The following is a 21,046-nucleotide window of genomic DNA, read 5'->3' on the forward strand; positions in this document are numbered from 1 at the left end:
TAAGTTGGATACAAAGCCAGTGAAGAGGCTCGCAAAACGCCTTGAAAGGCGCGAAATAACCCGGCTGAAGGTCACCTGGCCGAGAATGAAACTCATTTCGCTAACGCGGTAAGAGATCCGTCGTAGAAAAGTGATTATTAGAGGTGCCCATCGAACAATGGATCGGCCGCCTGAGCGAGCGGCGCGTGCGGGCTGCGGCCCAAACTACCTCGCGGCGGAGCGCCATCGCGAAGATCGGCACGATGTTGATGGGCGGTGCGGTGCTGCCCATGCTTCCCTTCGACCGCTCAGGCGGCGTGGCCCATGCCCAACACGGCGGCGGTGGAAGCGCCGAGGATCCGCAAAGCTGCGACTACTGGCGCAATTGCGCCATCGATGGATTCCTGTGCACCTGCTGCGGCGGCACCATCACATCTTGTCCACCCGGCACCGAAGCCTCCAAGGTTACTTGGGTCGGGACGTGCAAGAATCCGAAAGACGGCAAGGATTATCTCGTCAGCTATAACGACTGCTGCGGCAAAACCGCCTGCGCCCGCTGTCTTTGCAACTACAACGAGCGCGAGCGGCCCGGCTATAGGATGGGTACACACAACGACATCAACTGGTGCATGGCCGACAAGCAAACCATGTATCACTGCACCGTATCCGTCATCGTTGGTGTGTCGAACGCATAGGAGTTCCGAGCCGGTTGCCTTGCGGCAACCGGCTAGTGGGTTTTATATGAAAGGGCGTATGGTTCTGGCGGCGGTCATAGGGCTGTCAGCCTTAACGGCGAGTGCGCAAGATAAGAGCGCCGTGCGTGCGCGGCTTGATTTTCTACTGCACTGCTCCGGCTGCCATGGCCAAGATGGCACGGGAAATCCCGAGAAAGGCATCCCCAACTTCGTTGGCCAAGTAGGCCACTTTCAACGCCTGCCGGAAGGCCGCGAATTCGTCATGCAAGTCCCCGGGTTGCTGAGCTCCGGATTGTCCAATGAGCGTGCCGCCGCGGTGACCTCAGGGATGATCCGGCAATTTGCCGGATCATCCCTACCCGCGGATTTCGTTACCTATACCGCCAGCGAAGCGAAGCGCGCGCGCGAGACGCGCCCCGCCGATGTGATGGGCAAACGCAAAGCGATCTACCTGCAACTTCTCCGGCAGGGTTACGCGATTCAATAAGCGGCACGGACTACAGGGGCCCGCCCGGATCAATGATTGTCGCGCGGAATTCCCTTGCTCTTGTCGAGCTTCTGGTATTTGACCGCGGGCTTGAGGACCATGCCATGGGAGAGCTCGTCCACCATCCCGCTCTGGATTTCCTGCCAGGGCGTTTGATGATCCGGGTATTTGAATCCGCCATTTTTTTCGAGAGTTGCGTGGCGTTTCTTAAGCTCTTCCTTGGAGATCAAAATATCCGCGGTGCGCTTGTTCAAATCGATGCGCACCAGGTCGTTGGTTCGAATGATGGCCAATCCCCCGTTGTTGGCGGCCTCGGGAGAGGCATTCAGAATCGACGGTGATCCTGAAGTGCCCGATTGGCGGCCATCGCCAATACACGCCAGCGCGGTCACGCCTTCCTTGATCAACTTCGCGGGCGGCTGCATATTGACCACCTCGGCCGAACCCGGATAGCCCTTGGGGCCGGTGCCGCGCACGAAGAGCAGGCATGATTCGTCGATCTTGAGTTTCGGGTCGTCGATACGCTTGTGATAATCCTCCGGCCCCTCGAACACGATGGCCCGCCCTTCGAAGGCGTTGGGGTCCTTCGGGTTGGAAAGGTAGCGCTTGCGAAACTCCTCCGAGATCACACTGGTCTTCATGATGGCGCTATCGAAGAGATTGCCCTTCATGTTCAGGAAGCCCGCGGCCTTCACCATGGGCTTCTTGTAGGGCTTGATGACATCATAGTCTTGCACCGGACGCTTCTTGCAATTCTCGCCGATGCTCTTGCCGCTCACCGTGAGCGCGCTCTTGTGGATCTTCCCCGCCTTCATGAGTTCATTCACCACGGCCGGCACTCCGCCCGCGCGGTGATACTCCTCGCCCAGATATTGGCCAGCTGGCTGAAGGTTCACCAACAACGGGATTTCATATCCCACCTTTTCCCAATCGTCGTTGTCGAGCTTGACTCCGATATGGCGCGCGATGGCGTTGATGTGAATGGGCGCGTTGGTGGAACCGCCAATGGCTGAATTGACCACGATCACGTTCTCGAAGGCCTCGCGGGTCATGATCTTCGAAGGACGAAGGTCTTCGTGCACCATCTCGACGATGCGCTTTCCGGTTTCGTACGCCAGCTGCGCGCGCTCCTTATGGGGCGCGGGAGGCGCGGCGCATCCTGGCAGGGACATCCCCAACGCCTCGGCCAAGGAGTTCATGGTCGAGGCCGTCCCCATGGTGTTGCAGTGACCCACGGAAGGCGCGGAAGACGCCACCAACTCCACGAACTGCTCGTAGGTGATCTCGCCTGCCGCGTACATTTGGCGCGCTTTCCACACGATGGTGCCCGAGCCCGTGCGCTCGCCCTTGAACCAGCCGTTCAGCATCGGCCCGCCCGATAGCACGATGGCGGGAATGTCAACGGTGGCCGCGGCCATTAATTGAGCAGGCGTGGTTTTGTCGCAACCAGTGGTGAGTACCACGCCGTCGATGAAATAGCCGTACAGGATTTCCACCAGCCCGAGATAGCACAGATTGCGATCCAACGCGGCGGTGGGACGTTTGCCCGTCTCTTGAATGGGATGCACGGGAAACTCGAAGGCTATGCCGCCCGTCTCGCGAATGCCTTCGCGCACCCGCTCCGCGAGCACCAGGTGGTGGCGGTTGCAGGGCGACAGATCCGAGCCCGATTGCGCGATGCCGATGATGGGCTTGCCTGCCTGCAACTCTTCTCGCGTGATACCCCAATTCATGTAGCGCTCCAGATAGAGCGCCGTCATATCGGGGTTATCGGGATTGTTGAACCAACGCTGCGAGCGCAACAGATCCCGCGATTTATTCTTGGATTTTCCGTCTTTCTTGGCCATGCTTTAGTCTCCTCGGTGTTTCATCGTTCAGGCGCAATATACTGGAATGCTAAAGAATCTTTTCGCCGAACTTCGCCAGCGCTTTTTCCGACAGCGCCAGCCCAAGCCCAGGCGCTTCCTTCAAGGTGAGCCATCCGTTGGCGATCTTGGGCGGGTCTTCGAAGAGTTCGGCTTGCAGCGGATCGCGCTCCGGATCGGTAAAGGATTCGACAATGCATCCCGCTGGCGAGGCGGCGACGATGTGCGCGTGAATGAAGCAGTCGTGGTGGGGGGCGACCTGCACGTTCTCGAATTCGCACAGCGCGGAAAGCTTCCGTCCCTCCGTGAATCCGCCCATCATGGTGCAATCGAATTGCAGGATCTGAATCGCTTGCTCTTCCAGCAGTGCGCGGCAGCCGTAACTGGTGAGCTCGCTCTCTCCCGCGGAGAGCGGGATACGCGTTTCGCGCGCGAGCAGTTTGAGCTCTCGGCGGTCGTCGGCCCAGCGCACCGGCTCCTCCAGCCAGCGCGGGCGCAGCGGCTCCATCAAGCGCGCGCCCTCGATGGCGGTCGCCAGATCCCAGCCGCGATTCACATCCACCATGAGATCCTTGTCCTCGCCGATGACCTCGCGGATGAGCGCCAGGCGCTCGATGTCCTCGGCCAGGGATACGCCGCCGGCCTTGGCCTTGAAGCCCCGGTGTCCCTGCGCTTTCAGCATCTGCATCTCATCGCGCAACTCGGACATGGTTTTCCCGTCTCGGTAATAGGCGCACGTCACATAACAAGGCACCTGGCTGCGATAGCCGCCGAACAAGCGATAAAGCGGCAGATTCGCTACCTTGCCCATGATGTCCCAACACGCGATGTCCATGGCGGCGGAAATACGAACGAGCGCCTCGCGCGACCACCCCTTTTCATGGGCTAGCCGCTGCCAAGTCAGAGAGAATAATTTTCGATAAAGCTGTTCGGGCGCCGTGGGATCGGCCCCCACGATCAATTCGCCGATCCCGCTACGAAAGGCATGAATCGCGGCCTCGATGGGCGTATAGCTGGTGGCTATTCCGATCCCAGTGATGCCTTCGCCGGTATGCATCTTCACCAAGATTTCGTTGGCGCGCGGCACGATGAAATTGCTGACCCAGTGGGGGCGCCCGGTGTCCGGCGCTCTCAATATGTAGATTTCGAGTTTGGTGACTTTCATGGGGTGTTACCGGAATGACTGCAACCGGAATCTTAGCTCAGAAGACCCAGCGCGCTTGGCGCAAGCAAGAGATCGATTAACATCTGGCCATGAAGATTCTTTTGACCCTACTCACTTTCGCGGTCTGCGCCGCGCCGGTCTCGGCCCAGACTTGGCCCAGCAAACCGATCACCTTCGTCGTGGGCAGCCCGCCAGGCGGCGGCACCGACTTTGTCGCGCGCATTCTGAGCGATCATCTTTCCAAAGCCCTCAAGCAACCCATCGTCATCCTCAACAGACCAGGCGCCAGCGGCAACATCGGCACCGAATCCGTGATGCGCGCACCCGCCGATGGCTACACTTGGTTGATTCAGTACTCGGGATATCACGTTGGCAACCCGGCATTGTTTCCCGATTTACGCTGGAGTCCCACCAAGGACTTTACCGGCGTGGCCATGCTCATGCGCGGGCCGCACGTCATCGCGGTGAATGCGGCGCTCCCCGTGCGCACGCTGAAGGAACTCATCGATTACGGCCGCAAGGGCAAAGGGCTGTTCTACGCCTCGGCTGGCCAAGGGGCCATCCAGCACATCGCGGGCGAGATGTTCGGCCAAGCCACCCAAGTACCCGTGACCCACGTGCCCTACAAGGGCGCGGGCCCCGCGGTAATCGATCTCATCGGAGGGCAAGTGGATATGTTCATCACCACACCGCCATCGGTGTTGGGGTATGCGAAAGCAGGCAAGCTCAAACTGCTCGCGGTGACCGCCAACAAGCGCCATCCGGCCCTACCTACGGTTCCCACGTCGGCGCAAGCCGGCCTCGCCGGATACGAAGTAGAGTCCTGGTTCGCGATGTTCGCCGCCAGTGCAATGCCCAAGGAAATCGTTGCCGCTATGAGCGCGGCGGTGCGCAAGGTGGTGGAAAGCGAGGGTTACCGGAATCAGATCGAAGAGCAAGGTGGCTACGCCGCGTACATGGATCCCGCCGCGATCGACGGCTTCGTGCAAAAGGAATTGAGCGCTTGGGCCAAGATCATCCACGGCGCCAACATCAAGGCGGAGTAGGCGTGAGCGATCCATCACGGCGCCAGTTTCTGGAGATGAGCGGCGCGGCGGCCGCGGCCATCGGGATGCCGCTCGTGGATAGCGCGCAGGCATCGGAGCAAGCGACGTCGTCAACGGTTTTCATGGACCAGGAAGGACTGGGATTGACGGCTTCGGAATCCGCCGGGGAGCTTTCGCGCCTGTGTGCGCTGCGCGAACCCAAGATGGACCTCTACGGCCTGGGCGGAATCGTCGAAGAAGTGGAGCAATATTTCGCGCGCGTACTCGGCAAGGAGCGCGCTTTGTTCATGCCCACGGGCACGCTTGCCAACCAGCTCGCGCTGCGAGCGCTGGCGGGCGATAAGCGGCGCGTCATCGTGCAGGACGTAAGTCATGTCTATAACGACACGGGCGATGCTTGCCAGATTCTGAGTGGCCAGACTCTGCTTCCGCTTGCTCCCGACCGGGCAACGTTCACCTGGGAAGAAGTGGAACGCACTCTCAACCGAACCGCCTCAGGGCGCGTGCTGGCATTGGTGGGAGCCCTATCCATCGAGTCGCCCGTTCGCCGCCGTTCGGGAGAGTTGTTCGATCATGCGGAAATGACGCGCATCTGCGCGCAGGCCAAGCAGCGCGGCATCGGATTACACTTGGACGGCGCGCGCTTGTTCATCGCGTCGGCCTATACCGGCATCTCGCCTGCCTCTTACGCCGCACCCTTCGATACGGTCTATGTATCGTTGTGGAAGTACTTCAACTCGCTCAACGGCGCCATTCTCGCGGGGCCCGCCTCTTTGCTGGATGGCATGTACCACACGCGGCGCATGTTCGGCGGCGCCTTGTTCAGCGCCTGGCCATTCGCCCTGCTGGCACGGCACTATGCGGAAGGATTCATCGAGCGCCTGTCGTCCGCCATTGCGATATCCAATGAGTTCATCGCTGCGATCAAGGGAAAGTCCGCGCGCATCGAACGAGTACCGAATGGCACGAACATCTTCAAACTCATCGTGGCGGAATACAAGGTGGAGGCACTCATGGAAAAGCTGCGTGCGCGGCAGATCGTATTGCCCAAACCGGCGCGTGGCTCCGAGGGTGCGGTGTTCAATCTCTACGTGAACGACACCTGGAACAGAACGACGGGCGCGCGCCTCGCGGAGCAGTTTCGGCGGGCCCTTTAGATGTCCAACGAACCAGCCGGCGCCGCGCCTACTCGCGTAACGGACCGCCTCTGCGAATTTCTTTCGCGTATTCGCTGGGAGCGATATTCCACCGGAGGTCCGGCACGAAGCGAAGCGTTCGCCGATGAACTTCTTTGCCACCGCGCTGGCGGGTTGCCGCGATGCCGTCGTGGAAACCGCTTTCGCGGTTCTTGGCCCGCTCGGCGGGAGCGCCACCACGACACGATCATCGGCCGCCACGAAAGAAGCGATAGGCTCACATCGGCTTTCTTGAATGCCGTGAGCGCCAACGTGTTCGATTTCGAGGACACGCATACACGCACCATCATTCATCCCACGGCGCCCGTCGCACCCGCTCTGTTCGCCTTGGCGGAATCCTCGCGCATGTCCGGAGAGCAATTGCTCCTCGCATTCGTTTTGGGTGTGGAAACCGAGTGCAGAATAGGCAACGCGATCTCGCCATGGCATTACCAGCGCGGGTGGCACATCACCTCCACCTGCGGCGTATTCGGCGCCGCCGCCGCGGCAGGCAAAGCCCTTGGGTTGAACGCAAAACGAATGAAGTGGGCGCTGGGCAATGCCTCGGCGCAATCCTCGGGCTTGGTCGAAACCCTCGGCAGCATGTCCAAGAGCATCGGCGTGGGCAATGCCGCGCGCAATGGCTTGCTGTCAGCATTGCTGGCCGAGCGCGATTTCTCCGGTCCGGACCAACCGCTGGAAGGTGCGCGCTGTTTCCTGCGGGTCACCGGAGAGAACCCTGACTTTGCGTGCATCACCGAAGGACTCGGCGAACACTGGGAGATTATCGCCAATACCTACAAACCCTATCCCTGCGGTGTCGTGCTCAACCCCGTCATCGAGGCATGCCTCGCCTTATCCCCAAGCCGGGATCTCGATATCGCGCAAGTGGAGCGCATCGAGATCACCGGCCACCCCATTCTACGCGAGCGAACCGACCGCCCGCACATCATAACGGGCCGCGAAGCGCAGGTCAGCGTCCAGCACGCCGTAGCCGTGGCGCTTACAAAAGGACGCGCCGTATTGCCGGAATTTAGCGACGGCTGCGTTGCCGATGTGGCTCTGCGCGCGCTCGGGAATAAAGTCCGCTTCGTGGATGACGCAAGCTACAAAGTAGAGTCCGCACAAGTAACGGTGCACACGCGCACGGCTGCGCCGGTTTCGTACTTCGTGGAGCAAGCTCGCGGCAGCAATGCACGCCCGCTCTCCGATAGCGATTTGGAAAACAAGTTGAGAGATCTGGCGCACTATGATGCGCCGGGCCGCGACAGGGAAGCGTTGATCCAGGCAGTCTGGGCGCTGGATCGCACTAGCGAGGCGGGCGCGCTGATGCGCCTCGCGGCGGGTTTCGGATAGTCTCGCCAAAATCGGGCGCGTACGTCCGGATCGTCCTACAATAGCCGCCAATCGCTGCCGGTCCTTGGAGTTCGCCATGAACCTCTCGTTTCAACCCCTTCACACCACCTTCGCGGCCGAAGCAAGTCCGGTCAATCTGCGCGATATTCATGACCGGGACACCCTTGAACAAATCCGCGCCGGCATGGACCGGTACGCTGTTCTGGTGTTCCGCGACCAGGCTTTCGCGGGCTTGGACCAGATCGAGTTCGCGCAACGCTTGGACGGGGAGATTCACGCCAAAACCGGTGCCGCGGCCATTGCCAAGAACCGCTTCGGGAACGACGCGCTGTCGGATATTTCCAACGTCGATGAAAACGGCGAGATCTTCAAAACGAGCGACCGGCGGCGCATGTATTCCTTGGGCAACCGCTTGTGGCACACGGACGCCTCCTTTCAAGATCCTCCGGGGCGCTACTCCATGCTGTTCTCGGTGGTGTTGCCGCCGGTGGAAGCCGATACGGAATTCGCCGATACGCGTTCGGCCTACGATGCGCTTTCCGGCGAAATGAAAGAGCGGGTCGTAGGGTTGCGTGTCCACCATTCCATCGCATATTCGCGCCAAGTATTGGGATTCGAATTCTCGGCGAAAGAGATGGAGAGCTTGCGGGGCGCGGTGCATCCGCTCGTTCGCACGCTGCCGCGCTCGGGGCGCAAGGCGCTATACGTGGCTTCCCATGCTTCCACCATCATGGATTGGCCGGTTCCCGAGGCGCGGCTACTATTGCGCGAATTGATGGAGCACGCGACCCAACCCCGCTTCGTCTACCGGCACGCCTGGCGGTTAGGCGATCTGGTGATTTGGGACAACCGCGCCAGCATGCACCGCGCGCGGCCCTTCGACGACAGCAAATACCGGCGCGAATTGCGGCGTGTCACCACTCTGGACATCGAACGGCACGCCTGGTAGTTGCGGGCGATGGAGCGGCGCACCTTAGGTAGGACAGGATTCGAAGTTTCCGCTCTTGGCTTTGGGTGCGGGGCCGTGGGCGGGTTGATGGTGCTCGGCGAGCCCGCCGAGCAGGAGCGCGCCGTGGCACGCGCCATCGAACTGGGTATCAACTACTTCGATACCGCCGCCCTCTATGGCAGCGGCGAGTCCGAGCGCAACCTTGGGCGCGTGCTAAAAAATCTCGGTAAACCGACGGTGCTCGTGGGCACCAAGGTGTGGATTCGCGATCGCGCGAATACCGGCAAGATCATCGCGCAATCCCTCGAGGAGAGCCTGCGCCGCCTCGGGATGGAGGCCGTGGACTTGTTCCAGCTTCACGATCCCATCGCGCCGGCCGGCACTCCGGACACGCTCGATCCCCGCATCGTGCGCGATGAAGTGGTACCCGCCTTCGAGAAGCTGCGAGCACAAGGCAAGATACGCCAGGTGGGGTTCACTGGATTAGGCGAGACCGCGGCGCTGCTCGAAGTCGCGGACTCGGGCCTATTCGGCACGGTTCAAGTGAGCTACAACATCCTCAATCCCAGCGCGGCGAGTGCGATCCCCGAGGGCTATCCCGCCCAGGATTATGGGCGTCTGCTGGTGCATGCGGGGCAAGCTCGCATGGGCACCATCGCCATCCGCATCCTCGCGGGCGGCGCGCTGAGCGCCACGGAGGAGCGCCATCCCCTAGGCATGCCCAAAGTCGGTCCTCTCGGGTCCGCGAGCACTTACGCCGCTGACGTGGCGCGAGCACGCCGGTTCGAGGATCTGGTGCAGCGAGGCTACGCTCAAAGCGTGGTGGAAACGGCGTTGCGCTACGCGATCTCCACACCCACACTGTCGATGGTGTTGGTGGGTTTATCCACTCTTGACCAACTCGAGTATGCCGCCGCGTGCGTGAACAAAGGACCGTTGTCCGCGGCGGCCCTCGAGCGGGTGGCCGCGATACAGCGGGGATTCACCGGCGAGCTGCGTTAGCTACGCGAACTGCGCCTGCTCGTGGCGGTTAAGAACCTCGCCCCACTTCGTGTCCCACGGATTGCCGAGGAAATCCTCCACCCGCCCGTTCTCTTTGAAGAAGCGGTTGGGGATTTGGAACATTCCTAGAAGCAAGGCGCCTTGAGCTCCGCCCCATGCTTCGTGGCGGCTACCCGCGGGGCGCCACACGAACTCTCCTGGTTTGCATTCCCCCTCGCCGCACACGAGGCTGCCTTCCAACACGTAGGTCTGTTCGATCAGCACATGCTCGTGATCGGGAATGCGGGCGCCCGGCGCCAGGCGCATCAGCATGGTGAGCAAACCCGATGATGGGTCCACCAATAAGGTCTTGGTCTCGATGCCCGCGTAGACAGGATTTTTCTCCCACGCCATCTCGTGCACATTGACGAAGCGCGATGCAAGGGGGGGAAGGGCAGCGTGGTGGGTGGCTTTGGGGGTGATGGCGCTCATGGAAATCTCCTCCGGTGTGGCTGGTGGTAAAAGTGTACTGCGTTAGCATGGCAGGTTCGTGTGAGGACATCAATGGGAGGTTCGCAATGAGTAGACTCAAGAATCACGTCGCATTGGTGACGGGCGGCGGGCGCGGTATCGGCCGGGCGATTGCGCTGCGGTATGCGCAAGAAGGCGCCCGTGTCGCCATCGCCGATGTGGATCAAGACACCGCCAAGGCGGTGGCCGCCGAGATTCAATCTGGCGGTGGCGCCGCGCTAGCCCTGCACGCGGACCTGCGCGAGACCGAACAGAGTATCTCGATGGTGAAGCGCGTCGTGGAACGCTTCGGCCGCCTGGATATCATGATGAATAACGCGGGCGTGGTGCGCGTGCGGCCGCTGCTAGAACTCACACCAGAGGATTGGGATTTCGTCAACGACGTCAATGCGCGCGGGCTGTTCTTCGCCTTGCAGGCAGGAGCGCGCCAGATGGTGCAGCAATCTCCCATCGTCCAAGGCCGGCCGCGCGGCAAGATCATCAATATCGCTTCCATCGCGGGGCGCGGCGGGCGGCCCATGTTCGCGGCCTACGCGGCTAGCAAGTCGGCGGCCATCAGCATCACGCAATCCGCCGCGATGGCCCTCGCGCCGGATATCAACGTCAATGCCATCTGCCCAGGCGTGGTGGACACGGAAATGTGGCGCACCATCGACCGCGAATGGACCGCCTCCGACAAGCGCCCGGCCGGCGCCGCGTGGGCGGACCGCATTCGCGGCATCCCCATGGGCCGCCACGAGACCCCCGAAGATCTGACTGGCATGGCCCTATTTCTCGCCAGCGCGGATTCCGACTATATCACCGGGCAATCCTTCCACGTCGATGGCGGCATGGTGATGAATTGACGGCGGCCGCGGGCGGCGCAACGCGGCCGCCCTACTGGGGCTTGCTGCTACCGGCCGCGCTGATGCTCATGGTGACCATGGGCACCCGACAATCCATGGGATTGTTCGTCTCGCCGCTCAACACCTCGACGGGCTTGGGAATCGTCGCCATCAGTTTCGCCTTGGCGGTGGGACAACTCATGTGGGGGGTGGCGCAGCCCATTTTCGGCGCCGTCGCGGATCGTTATGGGCCTGGACGGGTACTGGTATTGGGGGGCTTGTTGGGCGCGGCGGGCATTGCGCTAGCGCCGTGGATACCCACGCGCTGGGGTTTGGTGATCACGCTGGGTGTGCTGGCCTCCGCTGGCGCGGGCGCCGGTGCCTTCTCGATATTGATCGGTGCCGTTGCGACGCGACTCCCCGCCGAAAAGCGCTCTTTCGCCGCAGGCTTCATCAATGCGGGCGGGTCCTTCGGACAGTTCGTGTTCGCACCCTTGGTGCAAGGACTCATCACCGCGTTCGGCTGGATGAGCGCGCTATATTCGCTGGCGGCGCTTACCATTGCAGCCATGCCCTTCGCGCGGCCCCTGCGCAAGCGTGCCGCGCCTAAAACGACGACCGCCACCACGGGCATCACTCTGCGCGAACAACTGCGCGCCGCCATGCGGCACCGCAGTTACTTGCTTCTTCACGCGAGCTTTCTCACCTGCGGCGTGCACGTGGCGTTTCTGATGACTCATCTGCCCGGAGAAGTCGCGCTGTGCGGATTGTCCGCGCAGGTTTCCGCCAACGCCATCGGCCTCATCGGGCTCGCCAACATCGCGGGCAGCTTGGTGGCGGGAACACTGGGCCAGCACTTTCGCTTGAAGAATCTTCTGTTTTGTTTCTACGCCGCCCGCACGATTCTCATCCTCGGATACCTCGCCGCGCCCAAGACCCCCCTGGTTCTATACATCTTCGCTGCAGGCATGGGCTTTACCTTCCTCGCGACGGTCCCACCCACCGCGGGCCTCGTTGGCAAGCTCTTCGGCATGCGCTACATGGCAACACTGTTCGGACTAACCTTGTTCTCGCACCAAGTCGGCGGATTCTTCGGCGCGTGGCTGGGGGGCGTCACCGTGGCCAGCACGGGAAGTTACCAGTGGATGTGGTACGCCGATGCGGCGCTCGCGCTGGCCGCGGCACTGTTGAATATTCCGATTAAAGAAGCCCCGCTGGCGCGGCGCGTTGCGATGGCGTAAGGGCTACGGTTGGTAGATGCGCAGATTGAGCGGCACGCGCCCGCCTTGGGAGTCGATGACGTAGAGCTTCACTTTGGGCAGCAGTTTTTCTAGCGCCTCCAGATACAAGCGCTGCCGCGTGATGTCCGGCGCCTTTTCGTACTCCCGTAGCAAGGCAAGGAAACGGTCGCTATTGCCGGTGGCTTCGGCGATGCGTTTCTGCTTGTAATTTTCCGCTTCCGAAACGGCACGGTGCGCTTCGCCCCGGGCTCTGGGAATTTGGTCGCCCGCGTAGGCGTGCGCTTCGTTTTGTACTTTCTCCCGGTCCGCCATGGCGCCGGCGGCTTCTTGGAAGGCCTGGGCCACGTTCTTGTCGAAGGTGATGTTCATGATGTTGGCGGAGGTGATCTGCACGCCGCTGCGATAGCGGTCCAGAAGCTCTTGCGTTTTGGCTCTGACACCGTTTTGAATGGCAAGGCGGCCCGTGGTAAGCACTTCGTCGACGCCCATCGATACGATGGTCTCCGTCAGGGCGGCCTGCGCCAGTCTTGACACGAGTTCTTGCGGATCTTTCACCTGAAACAGGTAGTCCGCCGGATCGCGAATGACGTATTGAATGACCAGTGCGATGCTAAGGATGTTGGTGTCGCCGGTGAGGAGTTCGGTCCCTTCTAGGGTTTGGGATTCTCCCTCGGGCATGAGGAACCCCACGCCGGCCTTCATCACCGTTGTGGTCTTGAGCACGCCGGCTTGATCCACGGGCCATGGTAAACGGAAGTGCATGCCCGGCCCCACGTGTTCGCTGACGGCGCCGAAGCGCCTTATCACGGCTTGCTCGTCAACGTTCACCACATAAACACCGCTACCCAAGTAAGCTCCGGCAAGTAGGAGGAGGACGAGATATTTTGGCCAGCGATAGTTCCTCCAGGTTGTGGCGATAGGGTTGCTCACTTGCGCTTTCCATCGCCGCGCCGCGCGCCCAATAGACCAAGGGCTTCAGCATCCGCGGGCAGAAACACCGTGGTGTTCTCGTCCAATACCTTCTCGTAGGCTTGTAGGGTGCGTGTGAACTTGTAAAGACCCGGGTTCTGGCCAAAGGCCCCCGCGTAGATGCGCGAGGCCTGCGCGTCGCCTTGCGCCTTGATGAGCCGCGCCTTGGCATAGGCTTCCATTTCGATGTGGATTTTCTCCCTGTCGGCGGCGGCGATGATTTTCTTCGCTTCAAGCTCGCCCGCGGTTCGCAATGCCTTCGCGATACGTCCGCGTTCGGCCTTCATGCGCTCGAACACCGATTCCTTGTTTTGCGCGGGTAGGGAAATATCGAGGATGCGAACGTCCAACACGCCGATACCGTATTTATCTATCTGCATCAAACCCGCGCGGATGCCATCTATGATTTTTTGATACTGGCTCGTCCCTGGCACGGGTGCGAGCAGCGCGCCCGAGGCGAAATTTCCCAGCACGGCCCCCGTTTCCGACACCAAGGCACTGGCCAGCCGCACATCGGCGGTAGCAGTCTGCCCAAGGGATTCCAAGAACTTGCGCGGATCTGTCACTTGCCACATAGCCAAGGTCTCCACGACGATGTTTTTCTTGTCTGTAGTGAGATATTCACTGGCGGGAGGGCGGGTTTGGTGCAGGCGCTTATCCACAAGGGTGACTTGCTCATGGGGCCACTTGAAGTGCATTCCCGGTTCCGAATGCACCTGCGCGATACGCCCGAAGCGCGTGACGACGCCGAAATTCGTGACGTCCAGCGCAAAGACGCAGCGCAAAGCCAAGAACCCCGCCGCCACAGCCAGCACAACGGCCTTATGCGCCTTGATCCACTCGCCTATCCGGGCTACGCGCATTTACCGGTTTACCGGAGGCGGTTGCAATAGCCACAGGTCAAGCTCTTTCACCTGTCCGGCGCCCGGTTGGATAAATTTGCGCATGCCGGGAAGCACTTCCTCGATGGCTTCAATCTGGGTGCGGAATCTGGTCAACTCGGGTGCCCGGCGGTATTCGTCCAGCTTCACCGCGAAGCCGGCGGAGTCCCCTTGCGCACGCAAAATTTGTTGCTCCTTGAAGGCCAGCGATTGTTCGATCATGGTCGCCGCCTCGGCCTTGGCCTCGTTCACCCCCTCCACCGCGAAGATGTGCGCGCGGTTGATCGTGCGCTGTTTGTCTTCCTGCGCGCTGGCCACTTCGCGGAAAGCATCGTGCACTTCGTCGGGCGCGTGCACGTACAGCAAGCGAAAGGCTACGACCTCGATGCCGCTGTGAACCTTCTCCAGGTTTTGCTGGATTGCCTTCGCAACCATTCCTTCGATCTCGCCGCGTTGCGTGGTGTAGAGGGCGTCGATTTGCGTCGTCGCGACCACTGCGCGTAACGCTCCCAGCGTTTCACTTCTGGCGTATGCGGCAGGATCCACCGCCGCGCTCAAGTATGCGATGGGGTCCTTGACGCGAAACTCCAAGGCGCTACGCAGCTTGATGAGATTTCCATCCCCAGTGAGAAAAAAAGATTCGTCTTCGGCGGAAATTTCCTTCTGAAACCAAGTGCCCGTGCCCTTTATGACCTCGGGCGTCGGGTTGTTCCATCCCGCGACGGTGAGCGTGCTCCCCTTGGCGGGGCTTGCGGCCTCGGACGTCCCCAATTCACGAAATCCGGTTTCGATGCGCTGCACCTGAGAAGCACTCACGATATGGTGAGTTTGGATGGGCCACGGAAAACGGTAATGCAAGCCTGGCCCCAGCGCGGGGGAAAGCAGGACGCCGAAGCGCGATTCCACCGCCTGTTCTCCAGGTCCGGCAATATAAAGGCCGCTCATGAGGTACATCAAACCAGCGGCCGTGAGAGTTACGCGCCTGGCCAGCCGGCCGCGGATAAAAATTAGCGAAATACGCAAGAATTCCCGCCCCAACCAAGTCCATTCCTGGGGCACGCGAGCGCGGCGCATGCTCAGCAAGAGAAGCGCGATCAACGACACCGCACCTGCGATCTTCAGAGGCTCGGGAAGAATTTCGGTCGTCCTGCCGAAACTCGCGGCGGGGTCGATCTGCCAGGTGCGATAGATCCAATTCAATGCGAATCCGGCCGCAAGCGTTACGATAACGATTGCCCCAAGGTAAATGGACAAAATGCGAGCGCCCAGGAATTTGGCCAGCACCACCAGGCTGCCGATGTTGGTAGCGGGCCCCGCAAGCAGAAAAACGAGCGCGGCGCCTGGGTTCAGCCCCTTGAGCACCAGGGCGGCCGCGAGCGGCGTGGAGGCCGATGCGCAGATGTAGATGGGGATGCCGATCATCAACATCACCAGCATCGAGGTGAATTCGTTGGCGAGGTACTGATCGAGAAAGGCCGTGGGCAGCGCAACGGCGATCAGGCCCGAGAGCACGAAGCCCAATACCAGCCAATAGCTGGTTTCATCCAGCAGATCACGGAATGCGTAATGATTGACTTGCCCGATCCCGCGCCATATTCGAGTCGCGTAATTGGAGGGGCCGTGCGCATCATGCATGTGTTCGCCGTGATCGCGGGCATGATCATGCCCGGAGTGTTGCTCTGGCCCGCCCTGCCCAAGGGCGGGCGGCACCGGCCCGGCAGGTTGTGCACTGACCGCGGGGATTCCAAGGAAATTCGTGGCAATGCCCGCGGCTACGGCCGTGACTACCGCGGCTAGAGGGCGAAATACCGTAATGATGGGATCCATCAGCGCGTAGGTGATGGATATGGAGTCCACGCCCGTCTCTGGCGTCGCGATCAGGAACGATACAGTTGCGCCTGGCGTGGCGCCTTGCTTGCGCAGGCTGAGCGCGGTGGGCAGCACGCCGCAGGAACATAGGGGCAAGGGCGCACCGATGCTAGATGCCCATAGCACTGACTTGATCTTGCCGGCACCCAGCAAGCGCGACAGCAGCTTCTGAGGAACAAAGACGACCAGCACTCCCGCGAGAAGAAACCCGAGCAATAGAAATAGAGACGCCTCTTTCAAGATGTCCCAGATCGCGCGCACCAATTCCAGCAGGAATGCGGTCATGATTGAATCACCGGATACCGGCGTAACCACCGGTATCCGGTAAAGGAAAACTCAAACGAACGTACCATCTACTTAGGCAGGTACTTCTTATCCAGCACGCAAGCCACGGAGTATTGCGGATCGACCACGTTCGCGACTTCGATAGAGGCAACCTGCCCTAAGAGTTGCAGCGCCTCGTACTTCTCGTACCCGTAGTCCTCCACCAGCCAATTCACCATATCCGCGCAGGCAGTGCGAAGCGCGTCGATCAGCGGGCGCGTGCTGCCGATGGTCATGATGACCTTATCGTTGATCAAGCGCGGCCAGTTGATCTTCTTGCCCTTGATCAAGTTCACGGTGAATTCCACGTTGAAAGAGGTTTCGATGGCCGCACCGTCTATCTCGCCGTCGCCTTGGGCAGCATGTCCGTCGCCCAGCATGAACAACGCACCCTTCTCGAAGACCGGGAAGTGCATGGTCACGCCTTGCACCACTTCGTTGAAGTCCATGTTGGCGCCATGCGGGCCGGGAACCAAGCTGCTGATGCACTCTTTTCCAGGAGGGGCCGTTCCGATGGTGCCGAAGAAGGGCCGCAGCGGAACTTCTATTTTGCCAATCTTGCTATTGGGCAAATTCAACGTGCCCGTCATGCGGCTCTTGTCCAAGCGCCACACGAAGAGGCGGTCGGGTGCGGGCGGCGTAATCATCTGCGTCTTGTATTCGGGCGCCAGCAAGCCGAAATATGGAATCGAGGCACCCCAACCCCAGTCCCGGTTGAGTTCTATTTTGTCGATGTGCACCACCAGGGTATCTCCCGGTTCCGCACCCTCGATGTAGAACGGACCCGTCTGCGGATTGACGCGTGACAAATCCAGCCTCGCCATGACGGTTTTGTCCGAGGGCGAGAGCACGTCTCCAGACGCATCCATGGTGCTGGTGATCACGGTATCGCCGGGTTTGATGCGTAGCGCTGGCGGATGCGCGTAACAGTAGGTGTACCGGACGTTGTCGCCTGGGCTGTAGCGATGATCGGCGGCATAGCTGCCCGTCAAGGCAAAAGCACCGGAAAGCGCCGCGAGTAAAACAGGTAATTTGCATTTCTGGTTATACATAGGAATCTCCCAATTCAGTAGGGTTGGACCACACGTGAATGCCAGGTACCGCGAGCGGGTTATCTCATGGCGCCCTCCTTTGCCCGAGCCTGCCGGCGGGCGCCCCCGCCGAAATATCCGCTTTGCGTGAGCAAGCCGAATAGTTCCGAATCCAGAGGTAACACAAGAGTCGTGCTCTTGGGTAACAGCGTGCGCGAGGCTTCCATGGTGCGCATGAACCGGTAGAACTCGGGACTTTGCGCCAGCGTTTGCGCGTAGATACGCGCGGCCTGCGCTTCGCCCTCGCCGCGGTGTTGTTGGGCAAGTTTGAGAGACTCGGAGAGAATCCGCGTTTTCTCGCGGTCGGCGGCGGCGCGCACTTTTGAACCTTCCTCTTCGCCCTCGGAGCGGTAGCGCATGCTGAGCCGCCCGCGCTCGGACGCCATGCGGGCATAGACCCGCGCGCGATTCTGCTTGGGAAAATCGAAGCTCTGCAACTGCACACCGGCGATTTCGATGCCATAGTCTCGCAAGGCGGCCGTTCGGCACTTGTCCGTGACTTCGGAAAGTATGGCTTCGGCGCGATAAACGCCGGAATCGGCCGATACGAACGAGGCAAGCGCATTGCGCCCGATGGCAGCTCCTAGTTCCGCGAACAAGATGTCCGCGAGGCGCGACTGCGCCCCAGCCAGGTCAAAAACCGTTTCGAAGAATTTCTGGGGCTCGGCGATACGCCACGTAATCGTTCCCGCCGCGACGACGGCGGTCTTCTCGATGGTGAGAAACTCGCTGGAGGCCGGGGTAAAGGCATCCAAGCGGTTATCGAAGAACCGCACGCTCTCGTAGGGAAGCTTGAAACCCAATCCTGGGTGCTTCACCACCTGAACGGGTTTTCCGAAGGCCGTCACGACAGCGTATTGCGCGCTGTCCACGACGAAAAGGCAGGCGCGCACCGCGAGCGCCGCCAGGACCGCGAATGCGATCCAAACACTTGCTCTCCTTAAGTGGCGGCGGTTGTGGTCGCCGGCCGTACCCTCGATCCCCTCCATCTCCTCTCTCCACTGATAGACCCGAGTGGCCGTCTTCTGGCGGGCTTATTTGTTTCGCATACTCCGCGCTGGCATTTGAGTACGCCTGAAGTCCAAAGTCAAGCCTGGAGCTAAGCGCGCTATGCTGAGGCATACTTCGTGGACTATATGACCGCTGGAGGAGAGTTGAAATGGAAAACACCACCTGGCAACCCAGCATGCGCTACCCCGACCCAGCCATTCAGATCATCGATGAAAGCTTCGCCAAGTACCACGTGAAGCTCGCGGCCGTGGAGCGCATCGCCCATGGATTTCGCTGGGCGGAAGGCCCGGCGTGGTTTGGCGACGGGCGCTACTTGTTGTGGAGCGACATCCCCAACAACCGCATCATGAAGTGGGAGGAGGAGACGGGCGCCGTCAGCGTGTACCGCAAGCCGTCCGCTTACGCCAACGGCAATACGCGCGACCGCCAGGGGCGGCTGGTCACCTGCGAGCATGGCGGGCGCCGCGTCATCCGCACGGAGTACGACGGCAGCACGAGCGTGATCGCCGATCGTTATCAGGGCAAGCGGCTGAACTCGCCCAATGACGTAGTGGTGAAATCCGATGGCTCCATCTGGTTCACGGACCCGCCCTTTGGGTTGCTGAGTTACTACGAGGGCTATCGCGCCGAGCAGGAACTGCCCATGAATGTCTATCGCGTGGACGGCGCGAGCGGCGCGATGAGCGTCGTGGAAAGCGAGGTGAACCGCCCCAACGGACTATGCTTCTCGCCTGATGAATCCCTACTCTATCTGGTGGAATCGGGCAGCACGCCGCGCAACGTTTACGTCTACGACGTGGTGGATGGCGGCAAACGCCTCGCCAACCGCCGCAAGTACACCGACGTTGGAGCGGGCTCGCCGGACGGCATGCGTTGCGATACCGACGGCAATCTCTGGATGGGCTGGGGCATGGGCAGCGCGGCCCTCGACGGAATCTGCATCTTCAACCCCGCCGGCAAACTCATCGGCCGCATCAACCTGCCCGAGCGCTGCGCCAACCTATGCTTCGGCGGCCTTCACCGCAACCGCCTGTTCATGGCCGCGAGCCAAAGCGTGTATGCGCTCTACGTCAACACGCAAGGTGCGGCGGGGGGGTGAACCCAAGAAAGTCTCACCACAGAGACACAGAGGCACAGAGAGGAAACCGATAAATTAATGAGATAACACCGCGATCAGGCTCACCTTGCGAACGCATGAGCAACTGGTATTGACGAAATTGTTTTTCTCTGCGCCTCTTTAGTTCAATGGCATTTTTTATTTAACGAGATCCCGGTACGCGTGCCAGGTGGCATGGCCAATCCAAGGCAAGATGACAATCAATCCGAGGAGGAAGGTCGCGAATCCGATGGCCGTTAGTGCCGCGATGAGCGCGGCCCACACCAGCATGGCGCCAGGATTGAGCACCACGGCCTTCGCGCTAGCCAGAATCGCGGTGCCGGTCGCGGTGCCGCGGTGAAAGATCATGGGCGCGGATATCACGGAGATCACGAATGCCGCCATCGCGAATATGGCGCCAGTACCAAAATAGGCCAGCACGAAATCGGCATTGCGCGCATCGAATACGGTGTTAAGCGCGCTGTGCGTGATGGCGAGCGGAGAACCGTCCAATACGGCATGGAACAGCGTGCGCGAAACGCCCGCCCAAGCCAGCGCGAGCGCGGCGAGTATCACGCCCAACCACGCGAGCGACTTGGCGCCCTTCATGGCGGCGTCGAGCGAGGCATCGAAAGTAGTAGCTTCACGTGCCCGGCGGCGCCGGGAAAGTTCGTAGAATGCCGCCCCTACCACGGGACCCACCAGCAAGAAGCCGGAGATGGCGGCGGCCAGCAGATCCGCGTCGGTACTGGTCAGCAGCAAGATTACCCAGCCAAAGGTGGCAAGAAGCAGCCCGTGACCAAGACTCGCGCCGGGATGGTGGCGCAAATCTTCCCATCCAAGCTTTAGCCAGTGGAAGGGGCGTAGAGTGCCAGTGTGATGAATATGAGGAAGCGATACCGAATGATTCGCGCCGATGGCGGATTGATTCATGATGGATCTCCTTACCGGGGAATTGACAAAGCGTTCGGGTGTCCGAACGCTACGGTTCCTCTCGTGGGAAGACCAGCATACGCTTTTTCTCTACTGTCCGCATAAGCCGCTCGATAAACTTACCACCACTGGAAAATGAAAATTAGATCCGCGCTTCTATTCGCGCTCTGTTCCACTTTCGTTAGCGCGGCACCTCCCTATGAGCGCCCGGCGGGAGTCGCCGAGGATAAGGAACCGCTTATCGTGGCGGGCTACCGGGCGTTGTTCACTTGCTCCGCGCACTTCATCGCGGGCCGTCCGCTTGACGATATCGAACGCGTGGAACTGGTGGACGTGGCAAGTCTCGGATACCCGGACCCCGTGATCGATGAAGCGCGCAAGCGGGTAAGCGCCAGCGATATTTCCGGTGACATCGTTCGCACCGCGGCGTTTCGCGAACCCAATGCTTTTTAAATCCATTTCAAATTGTTTTCATTTTATAATAATCTGGACAGTGACAAGTTCTCGCCCCTTGTCAGTTCTTTTCCTTGGCGATGCGGAGATTCGATAGTTCTGTAGCCAGATCGATCCAGCGATCC

General features: G+C 60.7%; 19 protein-coding genes and 1 pseudogene. 11 read left to right on the forward strand and 9 right to left on the reverse strand.

Annotated features, from left to right (window positions below):
* Positions 1-242: 242 nt before the first annotated feature.
* Both EXR36_10820 and EXR36_10825 read left to right on the forward strand, forming a co-directional pair.
* The gene (locus tag EXR36_10820) at positions 243-674 is read left to right on the forward strand and encodes an amine dehydrogenase (protein ID MSQ60109.1); all 432 of its coding nucleotides are present in this window, start codon (positions 243-245) and stop codon (positions 672-674) included.
* Between the two features lie 46 nt (positions 675-720).
* Positions 721-1,161: a hypothetical protein gene (locus EXR36_10825; GenBank protein ID MSQ60110.1), complete on the forward strand. Its 441-nt coding sequence runs from the start codon at positions 721-723 to the stop codon at positions 1,159-1,161.
* 29 nt (positions 1,162-1,190) lie between these two features.
* On the opposite strand, the gene EXR36_10830 is transcribed toward EXR36_10825, so the two are convergent.
* A complete protein-coding gene (locus tag EXR36_10830; protein MSQ60111.1) occupies positions 1,191-3,008 on the reverse strand; it encodes a dihydroxy-acid dehydratase in 1,818 nt (605 codons plus the stop codon).
* A 49-nt stretch (positions 3,009-3,057) separates the two neighbouring features.
* Positions 3,058-4,191, reverse strand: a complete 1,134-nt coding sequence (locus EXR36_10835; GenBank protein MSQ60112.1) for a mandelate racemase/muconate lactonizing enzyme family protein — start codon at positions 4,189-4,191, stop codon at positions 3,058-3,060.
* A gap of 89 nt (positions 4,192-4,280) precedes the next feature.
* Here EXR36_10835 and EXR36_10840 point away from each other — a divergent pair, with 89 nt between their 5' ends.
* The 5 genes and pseudogenes from EXR36_10840 (at position 4,281) to EXR36_10860 (ending at position 9,719) form a co-directional block, all read left to right on the forward strand.
* Complete coding sequence (locus tag EXR36_10840) at positions 4,281-5,237, forward strand: tripartite tricarboxylate transporter substrate binding protein (protein MSQ60113.1); 957 nt, start codon at positions 4,281-4,283, stop codon at positions 5,235-5,237.
* Positions 5,238-5,239: 2 nt separating this feature from the next.
* Positions 5,240-6,394 (forward strand): twin-arginine translocation signal domain-containing protein, encoded by a 1,155-nt coding sequence (locus tag EXR36_10845; GenBank protein MSQ60114.1) that lies wholly within the window; start codon positions 5,240-5,242, stop codon positions 6,392-6,394.
* Between the two features lie 124 nt (positions 6,395-6,518).
* Positions 6,519-7,768, forward strand: a pseudogene (locus tag EXR36_10850) (MmgE/PrpD family protein).
* A gap of 76 nt (positions 7,769-7,844) precedes the next feature.
* Complete coding sequence (locus EXR36_10855) at positions 7,845-8,717, forward strand: TauD/TfdA family dioxygenase (GenBank protein ID MSQ60115.1); 873 nt, start codon at positions 7,845-7,847, stop codon at positions 8,715-8,717.
* A 9-nt stretch (positions 8,718-8,726) separates the two neighbouring features.
* Positions 8,727-9,719: an aldo/keto reductase gene (locus EXR36_10860; protein ID MSQ60116.1), complete on the forward strand. Its 993-nt coding sequence runs from the start codon at positions 8,727-8,729 to the stop codon at positions 9,717-9,719.
* On the opposite strand, the gene EXR36_10865 is transcribed toward EXR36_10860, so the two are convergent.
* Complete coding sequence (locus EXR36_10865; GenBank protein ID MSQ60117.1) at positions 9,720-10,190, reverse strand: hypothetical protein; 471 nt, start codon at positions 10,188-10,190, stop codon at positions 9,720-9,722.
* Positions 10,191-10,237: 47 nt separating this feature from the next.
* Between EXR36_10865 and EXR36_10870 the strand changes: the two genes are divergently transcribed.
* Positions 10,238-11,074: a glucose 1-dehydrogenase gene (locus EXR36_10870; GenBank protein ID MSQ60118.1), complete on the forward strand. Its 837-nt coding sequence runs from the start codon at positions 10,238-10,240 to the stop codon at positions 11,072-11,074.
* 62 nt (positions 11,075-11,136) lie between these two features.
* Positions 11,137-12,294: an MFS transporter gene (locus EXR36_10875; protein ID MSQ60119.1), complete on the forward strand. Its 1,158-nt coding sequence runs from the start codon at positions 11,137-11,139 to the stop codon at positions 12,292-12,294.
* A gap of 3 nt (positions 12,295-12,297) precedes the next feature.
* Here the strand turns inward: EXR36_10875 and hflK are convergent, their stop codons facing one another.
* From hflK to EXR36_10900, 5 genes are all read right to left on the reverse strand, one after another.
* A complete protein-coding gene (gene hflK, locus EXR36_10880) occupies positions 12,298-13,257 on the reverse strand; it encodes an FtsH protease activity modulator HflK (protein MSQ60120.1) in 960 nt (319 codons plus the stop codon).
* Complete coding sequence (locus EXR36_10885) at positions 13,221-14,126, reverse strand: protease modulator HflC (GenBank protein ID MSQ60121.1); 906 nt, start codon at positions 14,124-14,126, stop codon at positions 13,221-13,223. Before EXR36_10885 ends, hflK begins: the two co-directional genes overlap by 37 nt.
* The gene (locus EXR36_10890) at positions 14,127-16,298 is read right to left on the reverse strand and encodes a hypothetical protein (protein MSQ60122.1); all 2,172 of its coding nucleotides are present in this window, start codon (positions 16,296-16,298) and stop codon (positions 14,127-14,129) included.
* A 68-nt stretch (positions 16,299-16,366) separates the two neighbouring features.
* Positions 16,367-17,389 (reverse strand): acetamidase, encoded by a 1,023-nt coding sequence (locus EXR36_10895; protein MSQ60123.1) that lies wholly within the window; start codon positions 17,387-17,389, stop codon positions 16,367-16,369.
* Positions 17,390-17,448: 59 nt separating this feature from the next.
* Positions 17,449-18,417: a protease modulator HflC gene (locus EXR36_10900; GenBank protein MSQ60124.1), complete on the reverse strand. Its 969-nt coding sequence runs from the start codon at positions 18,415-18,417 to the stop codon at positions 17,449-17,451.
* Between the two features lie 170 nt (positions 18,418-18,587).
* Here EXR36_10900 and EXR36_10905 point away from each other — a divergent pair, with 170 nt between their 5' ends.
* Positions 18,588-19,538 (forward strand): SMP-30/gluconolactonase/LRE family protein, encoded by a 951-nt coding sequence (locus EXR36_10905; GenBank protein ID MSQ60125.1) that lies wholly within the window; start codon positions 18,588-18,590, stop codon positions 19,536-19,538.
* A gap of 156 nt (positions 19,539-19,694) precedes the next feature.
* Here the strand turns inward: EXR36_10905 and EXR36_10910 are convergent, their stop codons facing one another.
* Positions 19,695-20,468, reverse strand: a complete 774-nt coding sequence (locus EXR36_10910) for a DUF2189 domain-containing protein (protein MSQ60126.1) — start codon at positions 20,466-20,468, stop codon at positions 19,695-19,697.
* A 135-nt stretch (positions 20,469-20,603) separates the two neighbouring features.
* Here EXR36_10910 and EXR36_10915 point away from each other — a divergent pair, with 135 nt between their 5' ends.
* A complete protein-coding gene (locus EXR36_10915) occupies positions 20,604-20,921 on the forward strand; it encodes a hypothetical protein (GenBank protein ID MSQ60127.1) in 318 nt (105 codons plus the stop codon).
* Positions 20,922-21,046: the final 125 nt, after the last annotated feature.

The organism is Betaproteobacteria bacterium (assembly GCA_009693245.1).
Lineage (GTDB): Bacteria > Pseudomonadota > Gammaproteobacteria > Burkholderiales > SHXO01 > SHXO01.

What these genes read in the sequence shown, in the direction of transcription:
- EXR36_10820 (MSQ60109.1), top strand. Translation starts at nt 243, where the DNA reads ATGTTGATGGGCGGTGCGGTGCTGCCCATGCTTCCCTTCGACCGCTCA.
- EXR36_10825 (MSQ60110.1), top strand. Translation starts at nt 721, where the DNA reads ATGAAAGGGCGTATGGTTCTGGCGGCGGTCATAGGGCTGTCAGCCTTA.
- EXR36_10830 (MSQ60111.1), bottom strand. Translation starts at nt 3,008, where the DNA reads ATGGCCAAGAAAGACGGAAAATCCAAGAATAAATCGCGGGATCTGTTG.
- EXR36_10835 (MSQ60112.1), bottom strand. Translation starts at nt 4,191, where the DNA reads ATGAAAGTCACCAAACTCGAAATCTACATATTGAGAGCGCCGGACACC.
- EXR36_10840 (MSQ60113.1), top strand. Translation starts at nt 4,281, where the DNA reads ATGAAGATTCTTTTGACCCTACTCACTTTCGCGGTCTGCGCCGCGCCG.
- EXR36_10855 (MSQ60115.1), top strand. Translation starts at nt 7,845, where the DNA reads ATGAACCTCTCGTTTCAACCCCTTCACACCACCTTCGCGGCCGAAGCA.
- EXR36_10860 (MSQ60116.1), top strand. Translation starts at nt 8,727, where the DNA reads ATGGAGCGGCGCACCTTAGGTAGGACAGGATTCGAAGTTTCCGCTCTT.
- EXR36_10865 (MSQ60117.1), bottom strand. Translation starts at nt 10,190, where the DNA reads ATGAGCGCCATCACCCCCAAAGCCACCCACCACGCTGCCCTTCCCCCC.
- EXR36_10870 (MSQ60118.1), top strand. Translation starts at nt 10,238, where the DNA reads ATGGCAGGTTCGTGTGAGGACATCAATGGGAGGTTCGCAATGAGTAGA.
- EXR36_10875 (MSQ60119.1), top strand. Translation starts at nt 11,137, where the DNA reads ATGCTCATGGTGACCATGGGCACCCGACAATCCATGGGATTGTTCGTC.
- EXR36_10885 (MSQ60121.1), bottom strand. Translation starts at nt 14,126, where the DNA reads ATGCGCGTAGCCCGGATAGGCGAGTGGATCAAGGCGCATAAGGCCGTT.
- EXR36_10890 (MSQ60122.1), bottom strand. Translation starts at nt 16,298, where the DNA reads ATGACCGCATTCCTGCTGGAATTGGTGCGCGCGATCTGGGACATCTTG.
- EXR36_10895 (MSQ60123.1), bottom strand. Translation starts at nt 17,389, where the DNA reads ATGTATAACCAGAAATGCAAATTACCTGTTTTACTCGCGGCGCTTTCC.
- EXR36_10900 (MSQ60124.1), bottom strand. Translation starts at nt 18,417, where the DNA reads ATGGAGGGGATCGAGGGTACGGCCGGCGACCACAACCGCCGCCACTTA.
- EXR36_10905 (MSQ60125.1), top strand. Translation starts at nt 18,588, where the DNA reads ATGGAAAACACCACCTGGCAACCCAGCATGCGCTACCCCGACCCAGCC.
- EXR36_10910 (MSQ60126.1), bottom strand. Translation starts at nt 20,468, where the DNA reads ATGAATCAATCCGCCATCGGCGCGAATCATTCGGTATCGCTTCCTCAT.
- EXR36_10915 (MSQ60127.1), top strand. Translation starts at nt 20,604, where the DNA reads ATGAAAATTAGATCCGCGCTTCTATTCGCGCTCTGTTCCACTTTCGTT.